We start from the raw sequence: 26,096 nt of genomic DNA, 5'->3' as shown, positions 1-26,096 counted from the left end.
ATGTACAGCGTCAACGTCCGCGACCATTTCATGATTGCCCACAGCTTTCGCGGCCAGGTCTTCGGCCCCGCGCAGCGCCTGCATGGCGCGACCTATGTGGTGGATCTCGAACTGCGCCGCGCCGAGCTCGATGCCGACGGCGTGGTGGTCGACATCGCGCTCGCCACCGAGGTGCTGCGCAGCGTGTTGGGCGAACTCAACCTGCGCAACCTCGACGACGATCCGGCCTTCGAGGGGCGCAACACCACCACGGAATTCATGGCGCGCGTGATCTTCGATCGCGTTGCCGCGCGCATCGCGGCCGGCGAACTCGGGCCCCACGCAAGCGGCCTCGCGAGCATGCGCGTGAAGTTGAACGAATCGCATGTGGCCTGGGCGGCCTACGAGGGCGCACTTTGACCATCAAGCGCTGCAGCTTCCTGGTGCCGGGAGACTTGAACACCCGCACCGGCGGCTACACCTACGACCGCCGCGTCATCGATGGCCTGCGCGCGCAGCAGTGGGAGGTCGAGGTCCAGATCTTGGGCGAAGGCTATCCGGCGCCCGCTGCGGCAGCGCTCGCGCAGGCCGGCCGCGTGGCCGATGCCTTGCCCGATGGCGCGCTGGCGGTGGTCGACGGCCTCGCCTTCGGCGTGCTGCCCGATCTGGCGCAAAGGCATGCGGAGCGGCTTTGCTGGATCGCGCTGGTGCATCACCCGTTGTCGCTGGAGACCGGCCTCGACGCGGCGCAGCAGCGCGCCTTGTTCGAGAGCGAGCGGCGCGCGCTGGCCAGTGCGCGCGGCGTGATCGTCACCAGCTCTTCCACGGCACGTGCGCTGGCAGCCTTCGACGTTCCGGATTCGCGCATCGTCGTGGTCGAGCCCGGGACCGAGCCGGCCCCCTTGGCCGCAGGCTCGGGCACCGATGCCTTGTCGCTGCTGTGCGTGGCGACCGTGACGCCGCGCAAGGGGCATGCTCTGCTGATCGAAGCGCTGGCCGGGTTGAAGGACCGGCGCTGGACGCTGCATTGCGCAGGCAGCCTGGTCATGGACGCCGCATGCGCATCGGCATTGATGCAGGCCATCGAACGTCACGGCCTGCGCGAACGCGTGGTGCTGCATGGCGAGCAGGACGAGGCGGGCCTGTGCGCGCTCTATGCGAAGGCCGATGCCTTCGTGCTGCCCTCGTTCCATGAGGGTTACGGCATGGCCCTGGCCGAGGCGCTGGCGTACGGCCTGCCGGTGATCAGCACCCGCGCGGGCGCCATTCCGGACACGGTGCCGGCCGATGCGGGCCTGCTGGTGTCGCCCGGCGACGCGATCGCGCTGCGTGCCGCGTTGCAGCGGCTGATGGACGATGCTGCGTGGCGGGCGCAACTGAAGGCCGGCGCGCAAAGAGCGCGAGGCCGCCTGCCGACATGGCAGCAGAGCGGCGCGCGCTTTGCATCGGTGCTCGCCGATTTCCGGCAGCCGGCAGGAGGCGCATGACAGGCTTCAGCGCCGACTGGCTCGCGCTGCGCGAGCCCTTCGATCGCGCGGCGCGCAGTGCGTCGGCTGCGCTGCTGGATCTGCGCGCGATGGCGGCCCGGCTGCGCGGCGACGGCCCGGTCCTGCGCGTGATCGACCTGGGCTGCGGCACCGGCGCCAATCTGCGCGAACTGGCGCCGCGGCTGGGGGGCGCCCAGCAGTGGCTGATGGTCGACCACGACCCGCGCCTGCTGGCGGCGTTGCCGGAATCGCTCGAAGGCCCGGGGTGGCATGCGAAGGCGCGTCCGCTCCGCATCGATCTTGAGGAGGCGCTGGCTGCCGTTCCCTTCGGCGAGGCACGGCTCGTCACGGCCTCGGCGCTGCTGGACCTCGTGTCCGCATCGTGGCTCGACGCGCTATTGAACCATGTGCGAATGGCGAATGCGGCCGTGCTCTTCGCACTGACTGTCGATGGCCGTGTCACGTGGGCGCCTGGTCTTGCAGGCGACGCGGAGGTCCACGAACTGTTCGCCACCCATCAACGGCGCGACAAGGGTCTCGGACCCGCGCTCGGCGGCGAAGCGGTTGCGCTGGCGGTCGCCCGCCTCGATGCGATGGGCTACAGCGTCACGCAGGCGCGAAGCGATTGGTGCATCGAGGAGGCGGCGATGCTGCGCGCGATGATCGAAGGCATGGCTCATGCCACGCTGGAACAGGAACCGGCTGCGCACGAGCTCGTCGGCGCATGGAAGGCGCGGCGGTTAGCGCTTGTCGATCGCACCTGCCTGCGCGTGGGGCACGTGGATCTTCTGGCGATGCCTTAGCGAGGTTTTCGTGTCTTGGGTGCCACGAAACCTATGGGGCGCTTGGCTGGCTCGGGTGGTGTCATCAATTCGCGCAGCGCATCGAAAACCTGCCGAAGCTGGTTGCGCGTGTTGCGGCTGAAGGACTCATGCTGCATCGCCACAAGCTCCGTCTTCTTTTCGAGTTCGGCCAGCCGCTACTTTGCTACATACAAGGGTTAGGGTGAGGGCTCAGCAACCGGCGCCATCGCCACCACGGCCGCAGCCCTCACCCCTGCCCTCTCCCAGAGGGAGAGGGAGCAAGGCGCAGATCCAGATCCCACATCACATCCGCCCCCATGCGAAAGACGCGGCTTGCGGGACGCGGGCAATCGCGCATCGCCGCGCTTTGCGGCAGCAGCAGCCCGGGACGCCCGCCGCCGATCAGCACCGGCGCGACGCTGAGGTGCAGGCGGTCCATGCACCCCTGCGCGATGAAGCGCGAGATCGTGATACCCCCGCCCTCGACGAACAGCACGCGCAGGCCGCGCTGCTGCAGCGCGGCCAGCAGGGCGCGCAAGTCCATTGCGCCCTTGGCGTCCACCAGGCCCGGCACGCCCAGCACCTGATCGGCACCCACGCGCTGCGCTGCTTCGGCTTCACGTGCCGCGTCGCACACGAGCAGGGTGGGCGCCTGGCGATCGGTGAAGACGCGCAGCGTCGGCGTCAGGCGCAGGGCCGGGTCGAGCACGACGCGCACCGGGTTGTCGCCCGCCACGCGGCGCGTGGTGAGCTGCGGGTTGTCGATGGCCGCGCTGCCGGCGCCCACGATGACCGCATCGCTGAGTGCGCGCAGCCGGTGCAGGTGCAGCAGCACCTGCTCGCCGTTCACGTAGTTGGAGTCGCCGCCCCGCGTGGCGATACAGCCGTCGAGGCTCTGGCCCAACTGGCCGATCACCCAGGGCGTGGCTTCGGCCGTCCGCTCGAGCAGGGGCTGTAGCAGTGCCAGGAGCTCGACAGCTTCGTCGTCCCAATCCTCGCCCGGCACCAGTGGCGTCGCCGGCGGCTCCCCGCTGCGGCGACGCCGGACGATGTCCAGACACAGCGGCCACAGCGCTTCCATGCCGAAGCTGCGGGGTTGGGTCGAGCTCATGAGCGGGCGCGGGTTGCGGGCATTCACCACCTGGGCTTGTAGTAGGGATCGTCCATGTTAGCGGCGGGCCCGTCGACCCCGCCGCCCCAATGCGCCAATGCCAGCGCGGCTGCAACCCACAAGGCGGCCACCGCGGCCACGATCAGCGTTTCGACCCAGGGGCGGCCCTCGCCGCGCCGCAGGCGCCGATGTCCCCATCGCACCAGCGAGCCGGAGGTGAAGGATGCAGCCAGCAGCAGCAACGCGCCCGGCCGGGCCGGCGTCAGCAATGCCGTGGCCTGTGCCAGCGCCAGCCAGGCCAGCAGCGCGACGACCGCGCCGCTGGCGCCGAAAGCGATGCGCCCCACAGGCCAGAGCCACAGCGCGCAGCCCGCCAGCGCGGCGCCCAGCCCGAGGCTCAGCTCGAACAGCAGGGCAGAGCCGGACATCATCGCGAGCGCCGCCAGCCCGAAGCTCGCGAGCACGAGCATCGCGATCGCATCGGCGCGCCGCGGGGTTTCCTTCAACACGGCGCGGATCACCGCCAGACCCAGCAGCCAGATGCCGATCTTGAGCGGCAGCGGCTGCCAGGCCAGGATCGCCAGCACCAGGGCCCACAGGATGCCGGCTGCCAGCCACTGCGCGCGCCGGCCGGCGCGCATGGCTTCGAGGCCGAGGCCAAGCAGCGCAGCCGCCGCATAGACCCACGGCAGCTTCTCGGTCAGCGCGCCCGGGATCAGCCGCCAGCCCAGCACCCACAGCACCGTGCCGACGATCGCCACCGCGACGCCCACTGCGGCCCAGCGCGCGGCCTGGACCGGGCCCAGCACGCCGCGCAGAAACCCCGTCGCCGCGAATGCAATGCAAAGCGGCAGCGCCAGGCTCTGGAACAGCGGGTGGTGGAAGTCCATCCCTACGGTTATGCAGGTGCAATGCCGATTCAGTCAACGCTGGCATCTTGGGGCGAAACGCCCTGTGCCAGGGCCGCATCGTGCTGCGCGTCGAGGGCGCGCCTGAAGCCGTCGCGCTGCTGCAGGCGTTGCCAGTAGGCGGCAACGGCGGCCGGAAGCTGCGCAACCAGGTCCAGCTTGCTGGCCAGCATCAGCGCATAGCCGACCGAGATGTCGGCGGCGGTGAAGCGTCCCGCGCTGAGGAAGTCTTCCTGCTGCAGCACCGCATCGATGCCGCGCAGCCGTGCCAGGAACCATCGCGTGTAGTCCTCGGCCGCCTGCGGCAGCTTGCGCTCGTCGGGCTCGAAGCGGCCGTAGCGCAGCACGATGGTCTGGGGGAAGGTCAGCGTGGCTTCGCCCTGGTGCAACCCATTGAGCCAGGCGCCGAAGCCGGGCTCGTGGGGGCGAACGGCCAGGCCGTGCAGGTTGTCCGGGTCGAAGCGCTCGGCCAGGTACTGGCAGATCGCGGCCGACTCCGTCATCCGCGTCTCGCCGTCAATGAGGTAGGGAATGGTGCCGAGCGGATTGATCTCGAGGTAGCTGCGCTGCAGCGCGCGCGGCGGGAAGGGCAGCATGCGCAGCTCGTAAGGTGCGCCCAACTCTTCGAGCATCCACAGCGGGCGGAAGGAGCGGGCGCTGACGCAGTGGTAGAGGACGACCATTTGGGCCGACTCTACCCGCGTCCGCAGCCCATTCAATCGAGCGTTGCTCCGGATTGCTTTACCAGCTTCTGGTGCTTGCTCAGCTCGGCCTGGAAGAAGGCCGGCGCCGCGTCGGGGCCGGTGTTCAGCACCATGAGCCCCTGGCCGGCGATCGCGTTCTGCGCCTCGGGCGAGGCCAGCGCGGTCTTCATCGCGCCGCTGTAGCCGTCGACGATGTTCTTCGGCAGCCCGGCCGGCCCGATCAGCGCGATCCATGCGTCGAAGCTGTAGCCGGGCACGCCGGCCTCCGCCGCGGTCGGGACCTCGGGCAGCGCGCCGGAACGCGTGGGCGTCGACACGGCCAGCGCGCGCAGCGTGCCGGCCTTGATCTGCGGCGCCACCTGCGACACCGACACGAAGCCCAGCTGCACCTGGCCACCGATCAGGTCGGTGACGAGCGCGCCGGTGCCGCGGTAGGGCACATGCTTCATCTCGATGCCGGTCTCGCTGACCAGCAGCTCGCCGGCCAGGTGCAGCGTGCTGCCGTTGCCGGCCGAGCCGAAGTTGAGCGTGCCGGGCTTGGCCTTGGCGAGCGCGATCAGTTCCTTGACGTTCTTCGCCGGTACCGAGGGGTGCACCACCAGCACCAGCGGCACGGTGGCGATCACCGCGATCGGCGTGATGTCCTTCAGCGTGTCGTAGGGCACGGTCTTGTAGATGCCCGGGTTGATCACGTGGTTCGACGAGATCATGCCGAGCGTGAGGCCGTCCTTCGGCGCCTTCACGATCTGCGTGGTGCCTGGGATGCCGCCGGCGCCGGCGATGTTCTCGACCACGACCGGATGGCCCGCGGCCTTGCCGAAGGACGGGCCGATGGCGCGCGCGACCGCGTCCACGGTGGAGCCGGCCGCCAGCGGCACGACCATGCGGATCGGCTTGTCGGAGGCCGGTGCCTGGGCGAGCGCTGCGGTCGCCAAGGCGGCGCTGGCGAGCGATGCCGCGATGCGGCGGATCAGGGGGGCTTTCATCATCGTCACGTGTGTCTCCTTGTCTTGTTTCATGGATGCCGGCGTCGCAGTTCCTCGAAGGACAGCAGCTCGCCTGCGATGGCGCTCGCGGCCACGGTCGGCGGGCTCGCGAGCCAGACCTGGCCCGGTCCGCCGCGGCCCGGAAAGTTGCGGTTGATCGCGCTCACGGTGACCTCTTCCTTGCGCACCGAGGTGCCCGGGCCGCAGTTGCCGCAGGCGCCGCACGACGGTTGCAGGATGCGCGCACCGACCCGCGCGAAGGCATCGAGGTAGCCGCGCGCCGCGCAGTGGTCGCGCACCGCGGTCGTGCCGAATTGGAGGTAGAGCGACACGCGATCCGGCACGCGCAGGCCGCGGTCGGCCGCCCAGCGCAGCACCTCGTGATAGTGGTCGAAGTCTTCGCGCTTGCCCGCGGTGCAGGAGCCGCCGTAGGCGATGTCGATGCGCACCGGCTCCTCGAGCGCCGCCAGCGGCAGCCCGTTGCCGGGGTCGCCAGGGCGGGCCACCATCGGCGGCACCGCGGTGCAATCGACGCGGATCGTCTCCGCATAGACCGCGTCCGCATCGCTGCGCATCCACGGCTCGAGCACGAAGTCGATGCCGCGCCGCTCGCGCAGGAAGCGCACCGTTTCCGCGTCGGGCGCGACGATGCCGGTGAAGCCTCCGAGCTCGGCCGTCATGTTGGTGAGCGTCGCGCGCTCGTCGGTCGACAGCTGCGCGACCACCTCGCCGGTGAATTCGAACACCCGGCCCACGCCGCCGCCGGCGCGGATGCGCGGCTCGGCCAGCAGGTGCAGCACGATGTCCTTGGCGGTCACGCCGGGCCGCAGCGCGCCGTCGAACACGATGTGCAGCGACTGCGGCACGGTGAGCCGCAGCGCGCCGGTCACGAAGGCATTGGCCATGTCGGTAGTGCCGACGCCGAATGCCACGCAGCCCAGCGCGCCGCTGTGCGGCGTGTGCGAGTCGGTGCCGACCACGACCTGGCCCGGCAGCGCGTAGCGCTCGGCCATCATCGCGTGCGAGATGCCGGCGATGTTGCTGCCGTCGTCGGTGCGCGCCTCCTCCTCGGTCAGGGTGCGGTGCGAGCGCAGGCCGTACGCGGCCGCGAATTCGCGCTGCGCCTCGACCATGCGGTGCACGTTGGGCACCAGGCCGCCGCGCACGTGGGTCGGGCTTTCCTCGACGTAGGAGGTGTGGTCCTCGAACACCACGATCGATGCCGGCTCGTGCAGGTTCAACGGCTTGCGGAAGGTCGCATGCAGCATGTGCGCCGCCATGCCGGTGTAGTACTCGTGGATGAAGCGCCAGTCGGCACGTACGAAGGCGCCGTCGCCGGGCGCCGGGTGCGCCTCGGTGAGCTCGGTCGCGAGCGCATGGCGGGCCACGATCTTCTCGAACAGCGTGCGTGGCCGCTCGGGCGGCGCGCCCTCGGCGCTCCGGATGCGGCACATGAAGTGCTGGCCGAAGCGCAGCAGGCCGCCGCTTTGCAGGATGGCCGCGGCGAGCGCATCGCGGCCGGCGACGAGTTCGGCGAGCGGAATCGCCTCGCCGGCGCGGATGCGTTCGACCAGCCCGAAATCGGTGGAGGTGAAGAGGCCGATGTTGTCGGCGTTCTGGCGGTAGATGCGCTCGAAGCTCTCCCCGATCACGAGCCGCACGCCGGCCAGTTTCTCGGCCGCGGGGCTGTGCTCGCGCGACGAGCCCTTGCCGTAGCGCCTGCCCGCGACCACTACCTCGATGCCGCTCGCGCGGACCGCATCGGTGCCGACGGGCAGGCGGTCACCGGTCTTGAAGCCGGTGTAGGGGTAGCGGCCGAGCTTGTCGTCGTAATGGGTGAGGATGGGCAGCGGTGTGATCTCGTCGGTCGAGATGTCGTCGCGCAAGGGCATGGCTTCCGCCAGTGCCGGCGTTTCGCCGCGCAGGCATTGTTCGACGACTTCGGGTGAGCTGCTCAAGAAGAGCAGCCTGGGCGCGAAGCGAAGCGCCGGAAGATCGTCGGAAGCTGGCGCAAGGGCTGGCATGCCTGATCTTCGCGTCAGGCCCTCGGGCCGAAAAGCGCCAAGGCGGCACAGGGGCTCTCGCGAAATGCGAGATGGGGACTTACCCGCGCAGCGCGTCGATCAATGCCGCGACCGAGCGCGGCCTTGGCGTCTTGCGCAGCGCGTAGAGATGCAGCTCGCGCGCCGCCCACGCTTCGTCGAGCGGCCGGCGCACGAAGCGCGGGCTGCCGGCATAGGCCGCGGCGGCGCTTTGCGGAACCACCGCAATGCCCAGGCCCGCCTCGACCATGCGGCAGACCGCATCGAAGCTGCTGACCGACACGGTGGGCGCAAAAGGTTTTTTTTGCAGCGCCTGGGCACGTTCGTGCAGGCAGCGGTCGAGCGCGCCGCCCTGGTGGACGCCGATCAGCGGATGGTCCAGCAGCTCGGCGAAGCCGACGGCCTTTCGTTTGGCCAGCGCATGACCAGCGGGCAGCACCACCTGCAGCGGATCGGTCGCGAAGCGCCAGGCATCGAGCCCGGCGGGTACCGGCGCCTCCACGCCCACGCCGACGTCGGCACGGTCGTCGAGGCAGGCGCGGATGACGTCGCGCGTGTCTTCTTCATGCAGCGAGATCTGGACGCGCGGATACCGGGCCATGAAGGCCTGCAGACGTTCGGGCAGGAAGCCGATCACGGCCGACATGTTGGCGTAGAGCCTGACCGTGCCGCGCACTTCGTCACCCTCGATTTGCACCTCGCGCACCAGCGACTGCAGGTCGTTGTCGATCTGCTGCCCGCGCTCGAGCACGAGGCGGCCCGCATCGGTGAGCGCGATGCCGCGCGGCGAGCGCACGAAAAGGGCAGTGCCGAAGGCGTGCTCGAGATCGGCGATGCGCCGGCTCAGCGCCGAGGGCGCGATGTGCTCGAGCGCCGCGCCGCGCACGATGGAGCCGGCGCGCGCCGTCGAGACGAAGAGTCGCAGGCTGTAGGCATCGATGCGGCGGGTCATGCCGCGCATCCTAAGGGCGCGGCCCGCCGAGCGAGAATCTGCAGGCATCAACGAAAAAGCCAACCATGCATTCAAGCAGAGACATCGTGATCATCGGCGGCGGCCATGCCGCGGCACAGCTGTGCGCCGGCCTGGCGGAGGCGGGGCAGGGCGCCCGCGTGCACCTGGTGTGCGAAGAGAGCTCGATCCCCTATCACCGGCCGCCGCTGTCCAAGACCTTCCTCAAGAGTCCGGACGAGGCGCCGCAGCTCCACCGCGCCGAGGCGTGGTATGCCGAGGCCGGGATCACGATGCACCTGGGCGACCCGGCGCTTGTGATCGATCGCGCGGCGCGCACCGTCACGCTGCGTTCAGGCACCGTGCTCGGCTGGGAGCGGCTGGTGCTCGCGACCGGCACCCGCGCACGACGGTTGCCGGCGCTGGTGGGGCTGGAGAACGTCGCGCTGCTGCGTGCCGCCGATGAGGCCGCGCAGCTGCGCTCGATGCTGATGGCGGCAGAGCACGTCACGGTGCTCGGCGGCGGGTTCATCGGCCTCGAAGTGGCGGCGACGGCGCTGGCGCTCGGCAAGCGCGTGAGCGTTCTGGAAAGCGCGCCGCGGCTCTTGAGCCGGGCCGTGTCGCCCGCCTTGTCCGAGCATGTGCTCGCGACCCATCGCGCCGCGGGCATGGACATCCGCACCGGCGTGCAATGCGGCGCCTGGCAGACCGAGGGCCGGCGTCTCGCGGCGATCGAGCTCGACGGCGTGGCGCAGCCGGTCGACCTGATGCTGCTCGGCATCGGCGCCGTGCCCGAGACCGCGCTCGCGCAGGCCGCCGGGCTGGAGTGCGCCGATGGCATCGTGGTCGACGCCTACATGCAGACCAGCGACGAGGCCGTGCTCGCGGTCGGCGACTGCACGCGCTTTCCGGATCGGCGCGCAGGCCAGGCCTTGCGGCTGGAGTCGGTGCAGAACGCCAATGACCAGGCGCGCACGGCCGTCGCCACCCTGACCGGCGCGGCCCGTCCGCACGACGCGGTGCCGTGGTTCTGGTCGGATCAGGGCAGCCTGCGCTTGCAGATGGCCGGGCTGGTCCCCGCCGAAGGCACGGCCGGCGCGAGCATGGTGCGGCGCCCGGGCGCCAATCCGGCTTCGTTCTCGCTGCTGCACTACGTGGACGGCGTGCTGCGCTGCGTCGAGTCGGTCAATGCGCCGGTAGACCACATGATGAGCCGCAAGCTGCTGGAAGCCGGACGCAGCCCGGACCCGGCGGTTGCGGCAGACTCCGCCGTGCCCCTGAAGACGCACCTGGCCTGATCAGTTCGTCATGCTGCGGCGCCGCGGGGGCGCAGCGCTCCTGCGCAGCTCGGCATCCATCACGCGGGTTCCGGCCGCTAGCGCGGCCTCGTAAGTGTCGGCGTCGTATTCCGCCGATTTCAGAACCTTCCGCGGCGCGCCGTCGGTGTCGGTTTCGAGCAGCGTCCAGACGAAGGATCCGGGCACCGGCTCATCGATGGTGAGTTTGATCGGATTTTTCATGGCCCCCTCATCCTGGGCGCCGAGGTCCTCGATTTCTGTAGGCGAAGACCGATCGTCGCGCCGGTTACATCGACTGGCGGTTCTAGCCCGTCTTTCTCAACTGGCAGGTGCGAAGCCGGCTAAGTGCTTGATTTGATTCAGCACGAGCTCGAAGGTCTCCACTACAGCGGGATGGGTTGGGCAGTGATGCGGGCGTGTTTGGCAGTGATCTTCGGCGGGGGTTGATCGGGCAGCTTCAGCCGCAGCAGGTCCAGCAGCATGCGGTGATCGGCCTCGGGCTGGGTATATCGCGACAGCACGAGCTCTCTGCCGTCGGTGGTGGGCAGGTGCACGTCCACCATCTGCATGGTCTTGAACTTGGCGATGACCTCCGCAGGCGTGATGCCGTGCGCCAGGCGCTTGAGTTGGGCCTTCAAGGTGACCTGCAGGCAGTAGGCGAGGAAGGCCACGAAGATGTGGGCCTCGATGCGCTTCTCGCTGGAGTGGTAGATCGGGCGTACGGCCAGGTCGTGCTTGAGCTCCTTGAACGCCTGCTCGACCTCGGTGAGCTGGATGTAGAACGTCCACAGCTGCGCGGGATCGTGCGCTGCGAGGTTGGTGCGCAGCAGATAGCGCCCTTCACGGCGGCGCACCTGGCGCAGCCGGGCGCGATCGAGTTCGAACTCGAAGGATGCTGTCTTGGAACTGCTGCTGGCCTCGGGCAGCTGAACCGTGACCAGATGGGCGGCGCGCCCGGCGTCGTGCTTGGCTGCGCCGAGCTTCATGAGCAGTTGATCGCGCGTGAGCGCCTGGCCCTGCAAGGCCTGCAGGCGCTGCACGTAGCGGCGCAGGCGGCGTTGCCGCATCGCACGCTCCTTGTCGATGCGTGCTGCACTTTGCGCCAGCACGTAGGTGTCTTCGTCACCGGCCAGGCGCTTGACATCGACGCCTTCGCGCACGCGCTGCCACGGCTGTGCGAGGAAGCCTTGCTCGAGCTTGCTCAGCCGCCCCTTGGGGGTGCCCACGAGATACGACGCTCCCATGCGGCGCATCTGTGCCAGGCTGTCTTCGGTGGGCACGCCGCGGTCCATCACCCAGATCCGGTTGGCTCGGCCGTAGCGCTGCTCGATGCGATCGAGGAAGTCGCCAAGCGTCGTTGAGTCGGCCGTGTTGCCCGAGAGCACCTCGTAGCTCAGCGGGAAGCCTTCAGGGGTGACGATCAGCGCGATCACCACCTGGCGGCAGTCGCCTCGCTTGTCGCGGCTGTAGCCGTACTGGCGCTTGTCGTGCTCGCTGCGCTGCGCATCGCTCTCGAAGTAGGTGCTGGTCAGGTCGTACAGCAGCACGTCGAACTTCGCGCCGAACAGCTCGCCCCAGCGCCGGCACAGGAACTTGAACAGTTCGTCCTTGTGCGCTGTGAGCTTGTCCAGGCAACGGTACAGCGTGTTCTTCTCGGCCAACGCGAAGTCGGCGTGCAGCAGATCGGCCATCGCGCTGGCGTCGAACCAGTGACGGTGCAAGCGCCATTCACTGCCAGGATCGATCAGCCGGTAGGCCACCAGCGTTTGCAGCACCTGCAGCCACGGGGTGCCTTCGCGCGAGGGCGGCAGCCGAGCGCTCCAGAAGGCGTCGAGTTCGAGTTGCTGCCACAACACGCATGACAGCCAGCACGCGCCCCACTGGCGCGGGCGTTCGAGGCGCAGTTCGTCCAGACGGATACCCACCGCATTCGCGTCATCGGCGGGCATCGAGCCGGCCGGGAACAGCGCCACTTGGCGCCTGGTTCCCTCGTCGTGCACTTCGATGGTCTTGCGCCAGGCTTCGCGCTGGCTCGCGTTGATCTCGCCCAGGTAGAGCACCTGCCTTTGCACCACACGACCATCGGCCAGTCGGCGGTTCTCCACCACGCTCCAGTAATCGTGCGTCTTGCCGTCCTTCAGGCGTCGGTTGCAGCGCAGAAACATGCGCCGCAGTTTAGGAACCGCTCGCCCGCACGCCAAGGACCAAGGTCTCCACCACAAGCGTTTTGCCGCGTCACCCCTATACGCATCAAGCACTTGCGTCGCTCAACACCCCCAAAATCGTCGAAATCGGGGTTGAGTTGAGAAAGATGGGCTAGCTGGTGCGTGCGGCGCCGACCGGCTCTTTTTCCTCTTCGGTTTCTGGCGACAGCGATCCGGCACGCAGCAGCAAGGCGCCGAGCAAGGCCGCCGCGGCCGCGAAGACGGCGCCGACGATGAAGGCCACGTGATAGCCGCCATTGAGCGCGGCCAGCGCATGCGCCCCGGAGCCCGTGAGGCGGTCGGTGCGCGCCGAGGCAAGGCTCGCGAGCACCGCGAGGCCCAATGCGCCGCCCATCATGAAAGCCGTGTTGACGATGCCCGAAGCCAGGCCCGATTCGCTCGGCGCGACATCGCTCATCGCGACCAGCAGCATCGGGTTGAGCGCGATGCCGGCGCCGAGGCCGAGCAGCGTCATGCCTGGCATCACGTCGAGCAGGAAGCTGCCGTCCACCGGCGCGCGCGCGAACAGCGCCAGTCCCGCGGCCGCCAGCAGCAGCCCGAACGCGAGCGGCCCGCGGTTGCCGAAGCGCATCACCAGCTTGGCCGAAAGGCCGAGCGAGAAGACTGCCATGATGAGGTTGGCCGGCAGGAAGGCGAGGCCGACCTGCATCGGGCTGTAGCCCAGCACCAGCTGCAGGTAGAGCGCCGAGATGAAGAACCACGCGAACATCGCGGCGGCCCACAGCACGCCCATCACGTTGGCGACGGCCACGTTGCGCAGGCGGAACAGGCGCAGCGGCATCAGCGGATGGCGCACGCGCGCCTCGATGGCGATGAAGACCGCCAGCAATGCCGCCGCGATGCCGAGCAGGCCCAGCGTCTGCGTCGAAGTCCAGCCGATCTCGTTGCCGTTGACGATTGCATACACCGCCAGCATCAATGAAAGCGTGACGCTCACCGCGCCGCCGACGTCGAGCTTCTCGCCGGCCGCATGCCCGGGCAGGTGCGGCAGCAGTGCGAGGCACAGCGCATAGACCGCCACACCGATCGGCAGGTTGACGAGAAAGATCCAGTGCCAGCTGAGGGCGTCGGTGAGGAGGCCGCCCAGCAGCACGCCGATGCTGCCGCCGCCGGCGCACACGAAGCCGTAGACGCCCATCGCCTTGGCGCGTTCGGCCGGTTCGGTGAACAGGTTCATGATCAGCGAGAGCGCGACCGCCGAGACCACCGCGCCGCCCAGGCCCTGCACCGCGCGCGCGGCGACCAGCAGGGCTTGCGAGTTCGAGAGACCGCAGGCCAGCGAGGCGACGGTGAACAGCGTGATGCCGAGCAGGAACAGCCGCCGATGCCCGAACAGGTCGCCCAGCCGGCCGCCCAAGAGCAGGAAGCCGCCAAAGGTGAGCATGTAGGCGTTCACCACCCAGACCAGCGAGGTCTCGGTGAAACCGAGGTCGGTGCGGATCGAGGGCAGCGCCACGTTCACGATCGTGGTGTCCAGCACGATCATCAGGACGCCGAGGCAAAGGACCATGAGCGCCAGCCAGCGCCGGCGACCTTCGATGTGCTGGCTCATCCTTGCTTCTCCGCGGCCGTCTTGAGGTTGCCGAGGCCGGTCTCGAAGTCCTTGCCGACCATCGTGTCCATGTCGAAGAACACCTGCATGAGCTTCGCCATGTAGGGATTGGGCCCGTACATCGCCCAGGTCAGCTTGGTGGCATCGCCCTCGGGCTGCATCGTGAATTCGGCGGTGTTGTGGGACTCGAAGGGCTTGCTGAAGTCGAGCTGGATCTTGACGCGTGACGCCGGCGCGACCTCCGTGATCTCCATGCGTCCGGCGCCGGCCTTGCCTTCGCCTTCCCATGCGTACACGGCGCCCTTGCCGCTGGGCGGGCCGCTCAAGGTTCTTTTCATTCCCGGCTCCAGGTTCTCGTAGGGCGACCAGGCGCGCCAATTGCGGAAGTCGCTGATGAGGGTAAGGATTTTTCCCGGCGGCGCCTTGATGGTGGTGCTGCGCTCGACGCGGAAGGTGTCGGGCTTGGTGGCCGCCCACCCGAGCAATGCGGCCAACAGGACGACGATGGCGATGACGATGGTCCTGAGCATGAAAAAAATCTCCGTTCAATCGACGAGAAAGCCGCAGCTGAGGTTGGCGACGGTGCCGGTGATGGCGCCGGCGTAGCCGGAGGCCAGGAACACCGCCGTGTTCGCCACCTCGTCCAGCGTCGGCAGACGTTTCAGCAACGTGCCGGTGGCCGCGCCTGCGAGCATCTGGTCGATGCTGAGGCCGGCGCGTTCGGCCAGCGGACGGAACACCTCACGCGTGTGCGAAGTCGCCACCGCCTCGGGAATCGCATGGGGCCGCATGCAGACGACGCGGATGCCCTGCGCGCCGAGCTCGCCGGCCAAGTGGCGGGACATCGCCTCGACCGCTGCGCTCGCCACGCAGTTTCCCATGTAGCCGGGCCCCGGCAGGCGGGCGCCTGGCGTCGAGAGGGTGAGGATCACGCCCGAACCCTTCTTCGCCATGTGCCGCGCCACGGCCTGCGCGGTTATGAAGTTGCTGCGCGTGTAGATGGTGATCGGGTATTCGTAGTCCTGCAGCGACAGGTCTGCGAAGGGCGTGCCCTGGACGTGTGCAACGCCGATGGCATTCAATGCGATGTCGATGCCGCCGGCCTTCTGCGCCACGGCATCGGCATGCCGGTGGACCGCTTGCGCATCGAGGGCATCGACCACCGCGCTTTCGGCCGTGCCGCCCGCGGCCTCGATGTCCGCTGCGACGGCTTCGAGGCGGGCCAGCGTGCGGCCGGCGAGAAACACCTTGGCGCCTTCTCGGGCGAAGGCGCGTGCGACGGCACCGCCGACGGCGCCTCCGGCGCCGTGGATCACTGCAGTCTTGTTGGCGAGCAGCATGCGTATCTCCTCGGGTTTGTGTACGCCATCCACAAACCTTAGCAGAGATACTGGACGGTGTCCACATGCACCGTCTACGAGTATTCGGAACGCCGTCGAGCGCCGTCGCCGGCGCGAGGCTACCTAGTAGCGATAGGGGTTGTTCGGGCGGCGGTCGTAGCGATTGGGCACGCCGTCACCGTCGCGATCGCGGTCGTAACGGTTCGGTATGCCGTCGCGGTCGTTGTCCCCCCAGCCGCGGTGGCGGGAATCCCAGCGATCGTCGCCGTGCCAGCGCTGCTGTGGCTGGCCGTAATAGGGCTGCCCGTAGTAAACCTGCGGCGGCGGAGGCGGCGCCGGAACCACGATCACGCGGTGCGGATAGCGCTCGCCGTATTCAGCATGGGCCGGAGCCGTGATCGCGCCGAGCGACAGCAGGGCGGCGGCGCCAAGAGTGAAAGTGATCTTTCTCATGCGAGCTCCTTGTGCTTGGAAGGAGCCTTCATCGTGCTCCTGCCATGTGAAGCAGGCGTAAGGCACAAGCGAAATCTTGTATAGCCCTGTGTCGCCCCGGTGTTGTCCCTGCCAGGCTTAACGCCGGCTCTGCAAGTTTTGCTTACATGTAGTTATAATGTATTACATGAACACCGAGCGCGACAACTTTCACGACTGGGCACGAGACAAGCCGGACACCTCGTTCGACACGCTCGCGCGACCCGACCTGGACGATGCCCCGGGGCACCGTGCCGTGCGTTGGGGCCGGCTCGTGGTTCTGGCGCTGCTGGGGGTGGCGCTCATCGTCGGCTTCAAGTGGCTCGCGGGACTTTAAGTCTCCCCAAAGTCATAGAGCGGCGCTACTCTTTCTGCGGTTCTTCCGAACCCTGTCGGCGTCTACGCTTGGCAAGGCGTCGCATCACAAACCGCGGAGAGCAAACCATGAGCAACATCATCACCGTCCAAGACGGCACGCAGATCTACTACAAGGACTGGGGCACGGGCCAGCCGGTCGTTTTTTCGCACGGCTGGCCGCTGACGGCCGACGCCTGGGACGCCCAGATGGTGTTCCTCGGCGAGCGCGGCTTTCGCGTCATCGCTCACGACCGGCGCGGCCACGGCCGCTCCAGTCAACCCTGGAACGGCAACGACATGGACACCTACGCCGACGACCTGGCCGAGCTGATGAACAAGCTCGACATCAAGGACGCGGTGATGGTGGGCCATTCCACCGGCGGCGGCGAGGTGACGCGCTACCTCGGCCGCCACGGCACGAAGCGCGTCGCCAAGGCCGTGCTGCTGGGCGCCGTGCCGCCGCTGATGCTGAAGACGGCGGCCAATCCGGGCGGCCTGCCGCTCGAGGTCTTCGACGGCATCCGCGCCGGCGTCACGGCCGACCGCTCGCAGTTCTTCAAGGACCTGACCGCACCTTTCTACGGCGCCAACCGGCCCAACGCCAAGGTCTCGCAGGGCTTGCGAGATTCGTTCTGGCTGCAGGGCATGATGGGCGGGCACAAGGGCCTGCTGGATTGCATCAAGCAGTTCTCGGAAACCGACTTTACCGAAGACCTCAAGAAGATCGACGTGCCGACCCTGATCGCGCATGGCGACGACGACCAGATCGTGCCGATCGGTGCTTCGGCCATGCTGTCGTCCAAGCTGGTCAAGGGCTCGACGCTGAAGATCTACCCGGGCCTTTCGCACGGCCTGGCCAGCACGCACGCCGAGCAGTTCAACGTCGACCTGCTGGCTTTCATCAAGGGCTGAGCTCTCCGGTAGCTGCGACCGCCAGTCGGTTCGCGGCACGCAGGCGGCGCACCTGCAGGAAGGCGCCGATCAGGAACAGGATGAAGATCGGGCCGATGACCTTCTGCAGGCCGGGATCGTCGGCGTTGGCGAACACCGGAGATCCCAGCGGCACGCGCGTGAAGGTCTCGGTCACGCCGGGAATCATGTGGAAGAAGAAGGTGAGCGAATAGCTCACCACTTCCACATAGGCCGACGCCTTGCCGAAGGCACGCGAGCGGCCGGCCAGTACCGCAATGCCCAGCACCACGAGCGTGGCGATGCCCAGCACATGCGGCTTGCCGAAGCCGCCGTGCTGGAAGATGCCGAAGCCGGTCAGGCAGGTCAGGACGGTGGTCCACAGGTAGACCTGCCCCGCGCGGGTCGCCAGGGTGATTTGCTTGTAGCGGAAGAAGGCCACGATGCCCGCGGCGACCGCGAGGAGGCTGATGGCGGTGTGCACGACACCGAGCGGCGTGAGGCCGTAGAACATGGCGCGCTCCTGGGATTGAGTCCCGCGAGCGTAGCGATTAAGCCGTCCGAAGCCCAGCCCCTTGATGGAATGGCGCTAGGTGGGCGGCGGAATGTCGCCGCCCTTCTGGCGCTCGCGGAACAGCGCGGCGCGCATCAGGAAGATGGTCGTGACCGGCGCCGTGAGGGCGACGAAGAGCGCGATCAGCACCGCGTGCAGGAACAGGTTTGCGCCCTGCACGGAGAAGTAAATGATGGTGGCCAGCGTGATGCACCACACGCCGAGCGTCGCACCGAGCGTGGGCGCATGGATGCGGTGAAAGAAGGTTGGCAGCCGCACCAGCCCGAAGGAGCCGATAGCGGCAAAGGCGGCGCCCAGCACGGTGAATACCGCGGCCAGGATCTCGGCCCAAAGCGGCAGCGGGCCCACGATGAAGTCGCTCATTCGATCACCTCGCCGCGCAGCAGGAACTTCGCGAGCGCGGTCGAGCCGACGAAGCCGAACAGCGCGATCAGCATCGCCGCCTCGAAGTAGACATTGCTCGCATAGACGATGCCGAGCACCAGCATCATCAGCATGCCGTTGATGTAGAGGCAGTCGAGCGCCATCACGCGGTCTTGCGCGGTGGGGCCGACGAGCAGGCGCGCCAGTGCGCACAGCATGGCCACCGCAAGCAGCAGCAGCGCCAGCTTGAGGGCCCAGAAGAGCACGGGGGTCATGATTCGAAGATCTCCATCAGCGGGCGCTCGTAGCGCGCCTTGATCGTGGCGACGAAGGCTGCTTCGTCCTCGACGTCGAACGCGTGGATCAGGAGCGTGGAGCGGTCGAGCGAGATCTCGCCCCAGGCCGTGCCCGGCGTGAGGCACAGGATCATCGCCAGCACCGCCAGCGCATTGGGATCGCGCAGTTGGAGCGACACGCGCACGAAGCGTGGCGACATGCCGCTGCCGCGCCGCGTGAGCAGCAGCCGGGCCACGGTCAGGGCCGAATGGACGAGGTCCAGCGCGACGACGCCGGCGAGCCGCAGCGCCAGCCCCGGACGGCGCATGCGCACCGTGGCGGGCCTGAGGCTCTGGGTCAGGATCGGGACCGCGATCGCGAGGATGGCCGCCAGCAGCAGCGTCGCTGCATCGAGCGACTGGTTCAGCAGTAGCCACACGACGAAGAGTGCCAGCGACAGCGGCGGCGAGGGAAGCCAGCGTTTGAGTTTGATCATCGTGCGCTGCCTCCTGCTTGCGTGGTGGGGCCCGGGAGCTGCCGCGCGCCGAGCACGGCCTCGCGGTAGGAGGCGGGCGAACGCAGGCCTTCGGCCGTGGCGGCGGCGTGCCGCATCACCGGCTCGGCCGCGAGCGTCAGCGCGAGGCAGGCCGCCAGCAGCGCCGCCACCGGCAGCACTTCGACCGCAGGCAGCGAAGGCAGCGTGGCGTGCGGCTGGGTCCAGAAGTGGCGGATGCCGGTGCGGCTCAGGGCGATCAGCGAAAGAAAACCCGAGACGATCAAGAGCGCGATGAAGGCCCAGCCCGCCGGCGTGATGCCTTGTTCCGCGCCGAGCAGGCCCGAGAGCATCGCGAACTTGCCGACGAAACCCGACAGCGGCGGCAGTCCTGCCAGCAGCAGCGTGCAGCCGACGAAGCCGAGGCCGAGGAAGGCGATGCCGGCCGGAATGGCGCGGCCGTAAAGCGCTTGCGCATCGTCGTCGAGATTCACGTCGTTCAGGCGACTCAAGTCTTCCGAGAGAAAGGGTGCATCGCCGGCCGCCTCGTGCGGCGCGACGCTCATGCCTGCATTGCGCCAGCGCTCGATCATGTCGATCAGGAGAAAGAAGGCGCTGGCCGCCAGCGTGGACGTCAGCAGGTAGTAGAGCGCACCCGCCCACACCGCCGGCTGCCCGAGTCCGATGGCGGCCAGCATCGTGCCGGCGGAGATCAGCACGCTGAAGCCGGCAAGGTTGGACAGCCGCTGGGTGCCGACGATGCCGAGTGCACCGACGAACAGCGTGGCCAGCCCGGTCGCGACCAGCACGGCCTGCCCGAACTGCGCCGAAGCACCGGTGTCGGGCGCGAACAGCACGGTCCAGAGCCGAAGCACCGTGTAGACGCCGAGCTTGGTGAGGAGCGCGAACACTGCGCCCACCGGCGACACGGCGGCGCTGTAGGCCGGCACCAGCCAGAAGTTGAGCGGCCAGGCCCCGGCCTTGGCGAAGAAGGCGGTCGCGAGGATGGCCGCGGCCGCATGCACCAGGCCGCGATCGGCCGGCGCGAGCTGCGCAATGCGCATGCCGAGGTCGGCCATGTTGAGGGTGCCGGTCACGCCGTAGAGCAGCGCTGCGCCCACGAGGAACAGCGACGAGGCCGCGAGGTTGATGGCCACGTAGTGCAGGCCGGCCTGCACGCGCAGCCGGCCGGAGCCGTGCAGCAGCAAACCGTAGGAGGCGGCGAGCATCACTTCGAAGAAGACGAAGAGGTTGAACAGGTCGCCGGTCAGGAAAGCACCGTTGAGTCCCATGAGCTGCAGCTGCAGCAGCGGATGGAAGTGCACGCCGGCCCGGTCCCAGCGCGAGGTCGAGTAGATCGAGGCGGCGAAGGCGACGACGCCGGTGAGCGCCACCATCATCGTCGAGAGCCGATCGGCCACCAGCACGATGCCGAAGGGTGCACGCCAGTTGCCCGGCAGGTAGACGCCGATCGAGCCTGCGCCGCTGCCGGTGTCGGCGGCGTTGACCCAGCGAAGCAAGGCCAGCGCGGCCAGGAGGCCGACCAGGCCGGAGACCACGCTCAGGAAAGACTTGGTGCGCCGGCGCTGTTCGCCCAGGAGCAGCATCAGCGCGGCCGTGAACAGGGGCAGCAGGATCGGCACCGCCACGAGATGCGGCATGCCGAGCTCGAGCAGGTGGTCGAGGAAGCGGAAGAGGCCTGTCATTCCTGCGGCTCCTTGCGCTCTTCGCCGTCCACGTGGTCGGTGCCGCTGAGCCCGCGCGAGGCCAACAGCACGACCAGGAACAGCGCGGTCATCGCGAAGCCGATCACGATCGCGGTGAGCACCAGCGCCTGCGGCATCGGATCGGCGGTGTTGGCCAGCGTGGCGGCGAAGCCCGGGATCAGCACCGGTTCGCTATCGATCTTGACGCGGCCCATGCTGAAGATGAACAGGTTCACCGCATAGGAGATCAGCGTGAGGCCCATGATCACCTGGAAGGTGCGCGGGCGCAGCAGCAAGTAGACGCCGGAGCCGGTGAGTACACCGATGGCGATGGCGAGCACGGCCTCCATCAGGCGGCGCCTTTGGCATCGGCCGCGGCGCGCTCGGCTTCTTTCTCGGCTTGTTCGTCAGCCCAGCGGTGACTGCGGATGGACTGATGGGCCAGCGCGGTGAGGATCAGCATGGTCGCGCCCAGCACCAGCGCGAACACGCCGATGTCGAAGAACAATGCGCTCGGCACGTGCACCTCGCCGAGCACCGGCAGGTGCAGGTGCGCGGTGTGCGTGGTGAGGAAGGGATAGCCGAACAGCACCGCGCCCGAGCCGGTGGCCAGCGCGAGCAGCAGGCCGATCGCGATCCAGCGCCGCGGGTAGATGCGCAGGTGTTCTTCCACCCACTCGGCGCCGGAGACGATGAACTGCAGCACCAGCGCCACCGACATCACCAGCCCGGCGACGAAGCCGCCACCCGGCTGGTTGTGACCGCGCATGAAGAAGTAGATCGACACCAGCACCGAGAGCGGCAGCAGGAAGCGCACGAGCACGGCCGGCACCATGAGGTAGCCGACGGCGGTGTCCTGGGCACGGCGCGGGTTCAGCAGGTCGCTGCTGCCGTCGTCGGTCTGCGCGCGCTGCTGCGCGGGCAGGGCCATGGACTCGGGCGCCGGCCGGAAGCGGCGCAGCAGTGCATAGACGGCGAGGGCGACGATGCCGAGCACTGCGATCTCGCCGAAGGTGTCGAAGCCGCGGAAGTCAACCAGCATCACGTTGACCACGTTGGTGCCGCCGCCCTCGGGCAGGGCGCGCTCGAGGAAGAAGGGCGAAATGCTTTGGGGGAAGGGGCGCGTCATCACGGTCCAGGCCAGCGCGGCCATGCCGCATCCGGACAGTGCCGCAATAGTCAAGTCGCGCCCGCGCCGCCCCCAGAGCCGGATTCGCACCAGTGCGGGCTGCGGCTTGGCGGTGCGCATCGGCAGCCAGCGCAGGCCCAACAGGATCAGCACCACGGTCACGGTCTCCACCACCAGCTGCGTGAGCGCGAGGTCGGGCGCCGAGAACCAGATGTAGGTGGTGCAGCACACCAGGCCCGCGCCCGAGGCCAGCATCAGCGAGGCCAGCCGGTGGAACTTGGCCTGCCAGGCGGCGGCCAGCGCGCAGATGCCGCCGATGACCCAGGTCATCGCGAACATGGTCGAGAAGGGCAGCAGTTCGCGCGTTCCGCGCTCGGCAGGCGTGAGCCACAGCGAGGCCGCCGCGCCGGCGAGGGCGACGACGACCAGCAGCAGCAACTGCATTTGCAGCCGCCGCGTGCCGAAGAGGCGCCGGCTGCGCCGGCCGGCTTCGCTGAGGCGCGCGAGCAGGTTCTCGAACATGCGCTGGCCGTCGAAGCGATGCAGCAGCGGCGTGTACTCGAGATCGCCGCGGGCGCGCCCGCGCCGCTGCAGCATGTAGAGTCCCGCGCCGCCCGCGAGCGCGACGAAGCTCATCAGGAGCGGCGTGTTGAAGCCGTGCCACACGGCCAGGCTGTATTCGGGCAGCACGCCGCCGACCACCGGCGTCGCTGCCGCGGCGAGGAAGGCGCCCACCGACCAGGCCGGCGCCACGCCGACCACGAGGCAGGTCAGCACCAGCAGTTCGACCGGCACGCGCATCCAGTGCGGCGGTTCGTGCGGCTGCTTCGGCACGTCGGGGCCGGGGGACGGGCCGAAGAACACGTCGAACACGAAGCGCGCCGAATAGGCCACGCTGAACACGCCGGCCAGCGTCGCGATGACCGGCAGGCTCAAGTTGACCCAGGGGGTGGCCCGGATGAACACGGTCTCGGCGAAGAACATCTCCTTGGAGAGGAAGCCGTTGAGCAGCGGCACGCCGGCCATCGAGGCGCTGGCGATGATCGCCAGCGTGCCGGTGATGGGCATCAGCCGGAGCAGGCCGCTCAGCTTGCGGATGTCGCGCGTGCCGCTCTCGTGGTCGATGATGCCGGCCGCCATGAAGAGCGAGGCCTTGAAGGTCGCGTGGTTCATGACGTGGAACACGGCCGCGACGGCGGCCAGCGGGCTGTTGAGCCCGAGCAGCAGCGTGATGAGCCCGAGGTGCGAGATGGTCGAGTAAGCGAGCAGCGCCTTGAGGTCGCGCTGGAACATCGCGACATAGCCACCCAAGAGCAGCGTGGCGGCGCCCGCACCGCTCACGAGCCAGAACCAGGCCTCGGTGCCGGAGAGCACCGGCCACAGCCGCGCCATCAGGAACACGCCCAGCTTCACCATGGTGGCCGAGTGCAGGTAGGCGGAAACGGGCGTGGGCGCCGCCATCGCGCGCGGCAGCCAGAAGTGGAAAGGGAATTGCGCGCTCTTGGTGAAGGCGCCGAGCAGCACCAGCACCAGCACCAGCGGATAGAGCCGGTGCGCACGAATCTCCTCGCCCGAGGCCAGCACCACGTCGAGTTCGTAGCTGCCGACGATGCGGCCCAGCACCAGCACGCCCGCGAGCAGGCACAGGCCGCCCGCGCCCGTGACTGTGAGCGCCATGCGCGCGCCGCGCCGCGCGTCGCGCCGGTGGTGCCAGTAGCCGATGAGCAGGAAGGAGAACAGGCTGGTGAGCTCCCAGAACAGCACCATCTGGATCAGGTTGCCCGAAAGCACCACGCCGACCATCGCGCCCATGAAGGCGAGGAAGAAGGCGAAGAAGCGCGGCACCGGGTCCGAAGGCGACATGTAGTACCGCGCGTAGAGCACGACCAGTGTGCCGATGCCGAGCACCAGCATGCAGAACAGCCAGGCGAAGCCGTCCATGCGGAACACGAGGTTGAGGCCGAGCGCGGGCAGCCACGCGATCTCCTCGCGGATCACATTGCCGTCGGCGAGTTGCGGGAAGAGCCATGCAGCCTGCACCGCGCAACCCAGCGCGACCAGGCCCGCCAGCGTCGACTCCCGGTTGCGTGCATCCGACGGCAGCAAGGCCGCGAGCACGCTGGCAACAAAGGGCAGTGCGACGAGGAGGACAAGGGCCATCGCGATCGATTCTATCGAGCGCCCCTCGGAGAAAGCCCTCGAATCAGCCCGCGAACTGCTGCACCGTGCGAATGCCCATCCAGGTGAGGACCAGCGAGCCGCAGACATGCAGCGCCGCCGTGCCGAAGGCCAGCGCGAGCCGGTCCTGCATCAGCATCGCGATCACCTCGGCGGAGAAGCTGGAGAAGGTGGTGAGCCCGCCGAGAAAGCCGGTGATCAGCAGCAGGCGCCAGACCGGGTCGAGTTGCGGTATGGCCTGGAACATGGCGACCGCAACGCCGACCAGATAGCCGCCGATGAGGTTGGAGGCAAGCGTGCCGTAGGGAATCGACGCGCCGGGGGTGCTGAGCCAGAGCCCCAGCCCCCAGCGTGCCAGTGCGCCCAGCGAGGCGCCGACGCAGATCGCGAACACCGGCAGCACGGCGCCTACTTCTCGACGCCCATCACCGCGTTGGGCAACACGGTCACGATGCCCGGGAACAGCGTGATCAGCGCGATGCACAGCACCAGGCAGAAGAAGAAGGGGATCGCGGCCTTGGCGATCACGTTGCTGTCCTTGCCGGTCATGTTCTGCAGCACGAACAGGTTGAAGCCCACCGGCGGCGTGACCTCCGCGATCTCGACCAAGAGCACCACGAAGATGCCGAACCAGACGAGGTCGAAGCCGGCCTTCTGCACCATGGGCAGCACCACGGCGGCCGTGAGCACGATCATGCTGATGCCGTCGAGCGCGGTGCCAAGCACCAGGTACACCACCACCAGCGCGCCGATCAACGCATAGGGCGAGAGGTGCATGCCGTCCACCCACTCGGCCAGCTGCATCGGGATGCCGGTGAAAGCCATGGTCTTGGTGAGGAAGGCGGCGCCGGCCAGGATGAACATGATCATGCAGCTGGTGCGCGTGGCGCCCATGATCCCGTCCTTGAAGTTCTGCCAGGTAAGGCTCTTGCCCCACGCCGCGATGGCCAGCGAACCCAGCACGCCGAAGGCCGCGCACTCGGTGGCCGTGGCCCAGCCCGCGACCAGCACCCATACGATGAAGACGATCAGCAATCCGCAGGGAATCAGGTTGCCCGAGAGGCGGATCTTTTCCCTGAAGCCGGTGGGCGGATCGGCCGGCGGCACCTTGTCGGGGTTGCGCAGGCTCCACCAGCCGATGTAGCCCGAGAACAGCAGCATTAACAGGAAGCCCGGCAGGAAGCCGGCCAGGAAGATGCGGATGATCGAGGCGTCGGCCGCCACCGCATAGACCACCATGGTGATCGAGGGCGGGATCAGGATGCCGAGCGTGCCGGCGGTCGCGAGCGAGCCGATGGCCAGCTTCTCGTTGTAGCCGCGGCGCTTGAGTTCGGGCAGCGCGACCTTGGCGATGGTCGCGCAGGTCGCGGCCGACGAACCCGAGACCGAGCCGAACACGCCGCAGCCGAGGATGGTGGTGTGCATCAAGCGCCCCGGCACGCGGTTGAGCCAGGGGCGCAGGCCTTCGAACATCTCTTCGCTGAGCTTGGTGCGAAACAGGATCTCGCCCATCCAGATGAAGAGCGGCAGCGCCGCGAGCTCCCAGCTGGCATTGCTTTCCCAGAAGGCCGAGAACAGGTTCTTGCCGGGCAGCGTGTTGGTGAAGAAGGCCTGGCCGACCCAGCCGACGATGGCCAGCGTCATCGCGATCCAGACGCCGCCGGCCAGGAGCAGCAGCATGATGGCGAGCAGCAGCGCGCCCATGAGGAGGGTATCGAGCATCTAGATATCCGAGGAGAAGTCGCCGGCCGCGTGCCGTTCTTCGACTGCGCGCTGGTAGCTCGGCTTCTCGCCGCGCACCACGCCGACCAGTTCGTCGATCATCGCGACGAGCAGCAGCCAGCAGCCGATCACGAAGGTCGATTGCGGAATCCAGATCGGGATGACCAGGAGGCCGGTCGCCATCTCGGCGAATTCGTAGCTCTCCCAGGTGAAGCTGGTGGCCCAGTAGGTGAGGTAGGCCACCGAGACCGCGGCGATCAGCAAACACGTGACGTCGAGCACGCGCCGCATCTTGAGCGGCACGGCATCGAGCAGCAGCGTCACGCGCACGAAGTCGCCGTGGCGGAAGGCATGGGCCATCGCGAAGAAGGAGGCCGCGGCGCAGAGCCAGGACACCGCATCGTTGAGCCCGCTCACATGCCAGTTCATCTGGCGGCCGACGCCGGCCACGACCATCAGCACGAAGATCAGGAACACGCAGAAGGCGCCGAGCGCACCTGCGCCGCCGTACAGACGATCGAGGAATCGGCGCAT

The 26,096-nt window shown here is 68.4% G+C and carries 28 protein-coding genes; 6 read left to right on the top strand and 22 right to left on the bottom strand.

Going from position 1 to position 26,096, the window contains the following annotated elements; translation table 11 throughout:
• Genes ACSQ89_RS19965 through ACSQ89_RS19955 form a run of 3 tightly spaced genes read left to right on the top strand, consistent with a single transcriptional unit; the run spans position 1 to position 2,269 of the window.
• Positions 1-399, top strand: coding sequence for a 6-pyruvoyl trahydropterin synthase family protein (locus ACSQ89_RS19965; protein ID WP_093103061.1), 399 nt, complete (start codon positions 1-3; stop codon positions 397-399).
• A complete protein-coding gene (locus ACSQ89_RS19960) occupies positions 396-1,466 on the top strand; it encodes a glycosyltransferase family 4 protein (RefSeq protein WP_436290990.1) in 1,071 nt (356 codons plus the stop codon). Before ACSQ89_RS19965 ends, ACSQ89_RS19960 begins: the two co-directional genes overlap by 4 nt.
• A complete protein-coding gene (locus ACSQ89_RS19955; protein WP_436290991.1) occupies positions 1,463-2,269 on the top strand; it encodes a class I SAM-dependent methyltransferase in 807 nt (268 codons plus the stop codon). Before ACSQ89_RS19960 ends, ACSQ89_RS19955 begins: the two co-directional genes overlap by 4 nt.
• A 247-nt stretch (positions 2,270-2,516) precedes the next feature.
• Here the strand turns inward: ACSQ89_RS19955 and ACSQ89_RS19950 are convergent, their stop codons facing one another.
• From ACSQ89_RS19950 to ACSQ89_RS19925, 6 genes are all read right to left on the bottom strand, one after another.
• Positions 2,517-3,380 (bottom strand): RibD family protein, encoded by an 864-nt coding sequence (locus ACSQ89_RS19950; protein ID WP_436290992.1) that lies wholly within the window; start codon positions 3,378-3,380, stop codon positions 2,517-2,519.
• A gap of 23 nt (positions 3,381-3,403) precedes the next feature.
• Positions 3,404-4,270, bottom strand: a complete 867-nt coding sequence (locus ACSQ89_RS19945) for a hypothetical protein (protein WP_436290993.1) — start codon at positions 4,268-4,270, stop codon at positions 3,404-3,406.
• Positions 4,271-4,299: 29 nt separating this feature from the next.
• The gene (locus ACSQ89_RS19940) at positions 4,300-4,971 is read right to left on the bottom strand and encodes a glutathione S-transferase family protein (RefSeq protein ID WP_093103067.1); all 672 of its coding nucleotides are present in this window, start codon (positions 4,969-4,971) and stop codon (positions 4,300-4,302) included.
• 32 nt (positions 4,972-5,003) lie between these two features.
• Positions 5,004-5,981: a tripartite tricarboxylate transporter substrate binding protein gene (locus ACSQ89_RS19935; RefSeq protein WP_436291122.1), complete on the bottom strand. Its 978-nt coding sequence runs from the start codon at positions 5,979-5,981 to the stop codon at positions 5,004-5,006.
• A gap of 26 nt (positions 5,982-6,007) precedes the next feature.
• Positions 6,008-8,002, bottom strand: coding sequence for an aconitase family protein (locus ACSQ89_RS19930; protein ID WP_436290994.1), 1,995 nt, complete (start codon positions 8,000-8,002; stop codon positions 6,008-6,010).
• Positions 8,003-8,081: 79 nt separating this feature from the next.
• Entirely contained in the window at positions 8,082-8,972 is an 891-nt protein-coding gene (locus tag ACSQ89_RS19925) for a LysR substrate-binding domain-containing protein (protein ID WP_436290995.1), read from the bottom strand.
• Positions 8,973-9,037: 65 nt separating this feature from the next.
• On the opposite strand from ACSQ89_RS19925, the gene ACSQ89_RS19920 reads away from it, so the two are divergent.
• Positions 9,038-10,267 (top strand): NAD(P)/FAD-dependent oxidoreductase, encoded by a 1,230-nt coding sequence (locus ACSQ89_RS19920; RefSeq protein WP_436290996.1) that lies wholly within the window; start codon positions 9,038-9,040, stop codon positions 10,265-10,267.
• Here the strand turns inward: ACSQ89_RS19920 and ACSQ89_RS19915 are convergent, their stop codons facing one another.
• The 6 genes from ACSQ89_RS19915 to ACSQ89_RS19890 all read right to left on the bottom strand — a co-directional run bounded on the left by ACSQ89_RS19915 (position 10,268) and on the right by ACSQ89_RS19890 (position 15,837).
• Positions 10,268-10,489 (bottom strand): hypothetical protein, encoded by a 222-nt coding sequence (locus tag ACSQ89_RS19915; protein WP_093103074.1) that lies wholly within the window; start codon positions 10,487-10,489, stop codon positions 10,268-10,270.
• 161 nt (positions 10,490-10,650) lie between these two features.
• Complete coding sequence (locus ACSQ89_RS19910) at positions 10,651-12,432, bottom strand: IS1634 family transposase (RefSeq protein ID WP_436296001.1); 1,782 nt, start codon at positions 12,430-12,432, stop codon at positions 10,651-10,653.
• Positions 12,433-12,583: 151 nt separating this feature from the next.
• Positions 12,584-14,044, bottom strand: coding sequence for an MFS transporter (locus tag ACSQ89_RS19905; RefSeq protein WP_436290997.1), 1,461 nt, complete (start codon positions 14,042-14,044; stop codon positions 12,584-12,586).
• Positions 14,041-14,574 carry an SRPBCC family protein gene (locus ACSQ89_RS19900; protein WP_436290998.1) on the bottom strand — a complete coding sequence of 178 codons (534 nt, stop codon included), beginning with the start codon at positions 14,572-14,574 and terminating at the stop codon, positions 14,041-14,043. Before ACSQ89_RS19900 ends, ACSQ89_RS19905 begins: the two co-directional genes overlap by 4 nt.
• A gap of 15 nt (positions 14,575-14,589) precedes the next feature.
• Entirely contained in the window at positions 14,590-15,384 is a 795-nt protein-coding gene (locus ACSQ89_RS19895; protein WP_436290999.1) for an SDR family NAD(P)-dependent oxidoreductase, read from the bottom strand.
• A 123-nt stretch (positions 15,385-15,507) separates the two neighbouring features.
• The gene (locus tag ACSQ89_RS19890; protein WP_170855489.1) at positions 15,508-15,837 is read right to left on the bottom strand and encodes a thrombospondin type 3 repeat-containing protein; all 330 of its coding nucleotides are present in this window, start codon (positions 15,835-15,837) and stop codon (positions 15,508-15,510) included.
• A 166-nt stretch (positions 15,838-16,003) separates the two neighbouring features.
• Between ACSQ89_RS19890 and ACSQ89_RS19885 the strand changes: the two genes are divergently transcribed.
• Positions 16,004-16,192 (top strand): hypothetical protein, encoded by a 189-nt coding sequence (locus ACSQ89_RS19885; RefSeq protein WP_436291000.1) that lies wholly within the window; start codon positions 16,004-16,006, stop codon positions 16,190-16,192.
• 107 nt (positions 16,193-16,299) lie between these two features.
• Positions 16,300-17,124, top strand: coding sequence for an alpha/beta fold hydrolase (locus ACSQ89_RS19880; RefSeq protein WP_093103081.1), 825 nt, complete (start codon positions 16,300-16,302; stop codon positions 17,122-17,124).
• Here ACSQ89_RS19880 and ACSQ89_RS19875 read toward each other — a convergent pair.
• The 10 genes from ACSQ89_RS19875 to ACSQ89_RS19830 form a co-directional block, all read right to left on the bottom strand.
• A complete protein-coding gene (locus ACSQ89_RS19875; RefSeq protein WP_093103083.1) occupies positions 17,114-17,635 on the bottom strand; it encodes a hypothetical protein in 522 nt (173 codons plus the stop codon). The genes ACSQ89_RS19880 and ACSQ89_RS19875 overlap by 11 nt on opposite strands.
• A gap of 75 nt (positions 17,636-17,710) precedes the next feature.
• Positions 17,711-18,058 (bottom strand): monovalent cation/H(+) antiporter subunit G, encoded by a 348-nt coding sequence (gene mnhG, locus ACSQ89_RS19870; protein ID WP_436291002.1) that lies wholly within the window; start codon positions 18,056-18,058, stop codon positions 17,711-17,713.
• Positions 18,055-18,333, bottom strand: a complete 279-nt coding sequence (locus ACSQ89_RS19865) for a K+/H+ antiporter subunit F (RefSeq protein WP_093103086.1) — start codon at positions 18,331-18,333, stop codon at positions 18,055-18,057. Before ACSQ89_RS19865 ends, mnhG begins: the two co-directional genes overlap by 4 nt.
• Positions 18,330-18,830 (bottom strand): Na+/H+ antiporter subunit E, encoded by a 501-nt coding sequence (locus ACSQ89_RS19860; protein WP_436296349.1) that lies wholly within the window; start codon positions 18,828-18,830, stop codon positions 18,330-18,332. Before ACSQ89_RS19860 ends, ACSQ89_RS19865 begins: the two co-directional genes overlap by 4 nt.
• Positions 18,827-20,533 (bottom strand): monovalent cation/H+ antiporter subunit D, encoded by a 1,707-nt coding sequence (locus ACSQ89_RS19855; protein ID WP_436291004.1) that lies wholly within the window; start codon positions 20,531-20,533, stop codon positions 18,827-18,829. The genes ACSQ89_RS19860 and ACSQ89_RS19855 overlap by 4 nt, the downstream gene beginning before the upstream one ends.
• A complete protein-coding gene (locus ACSQ89_RS19850) occupies positions 20,530-20,883 on the bottom strand; it encodes a Na+/H+ antiporter subunit C (RefSeq protein ID WP_093103089.1) in 354 nt (117 codons plus the stop codon). Before ACSQ89_RS19850 ends, ACSQ89_RS19855 begins: the two co-directional genes overlap by 4 nt.
• Positions 20,883-23,822 (bottom strand): monovalent cation/H+ antiporter subunit A, encoded by a 2,940-nt coding sequence (locus ACSQ89_RS19845; RefSeq protein ID WP_436291005.1) that lies wholly within the window; start codon positions 23,820-23,822, stop codon positions 20,883-20,885. The genes ACSQ89_RS19850 and ACSQ89_RS19845 overlap by 1 nt, the downstream gene beginning before the upstream one ends.
• 43 nt (positions 23,823-23,865) lie before the next feature.
• Complete coding sequence (gene crcB / locus ACSQ89_RS19840; protein WP_436291006.1) at positions 23,866-24,243, bottom strand: fluoride efflux transporter CrcB; 378 nt, start codon at positions 24,241-24,243, stop codon at positions 23,866-23,868.
• Positions 24,244-24,248: 5 nt separating this feature from the next.
• Entirely contained in the window at positions 24,249-25,562 is a 1,314-nt protein-coding gene (locus ACSQ89_RS19835) for a TRAP transporter large permease (RefSeq protein ID WP_093103093.1), read from the bottom strand.
• Positions 25,563-26,096 (bottom strand): TRAP transporter small permease, encoded by a 534-nt coding sequence (locus tag ACSQ89_RS19830; protein ID WP_093103095.1) that lies wholly within the window; start codon positions 26,094-26,096, stop codon positions 25,563-25,565. It abuts the gene before it with no gap.

This window comes from Variovorax sp. LjRoot175 (genome assembly GCF_964253805.1).
Lineage (GTDB): Bacteria > Pseudomonadota > Gammaproteobacteria > Burkholderiales > Burkholderiaceae_C > Variovorax.
This window is presented reverse-complemented; position numbering and strand designations above follow the sequence as displayed.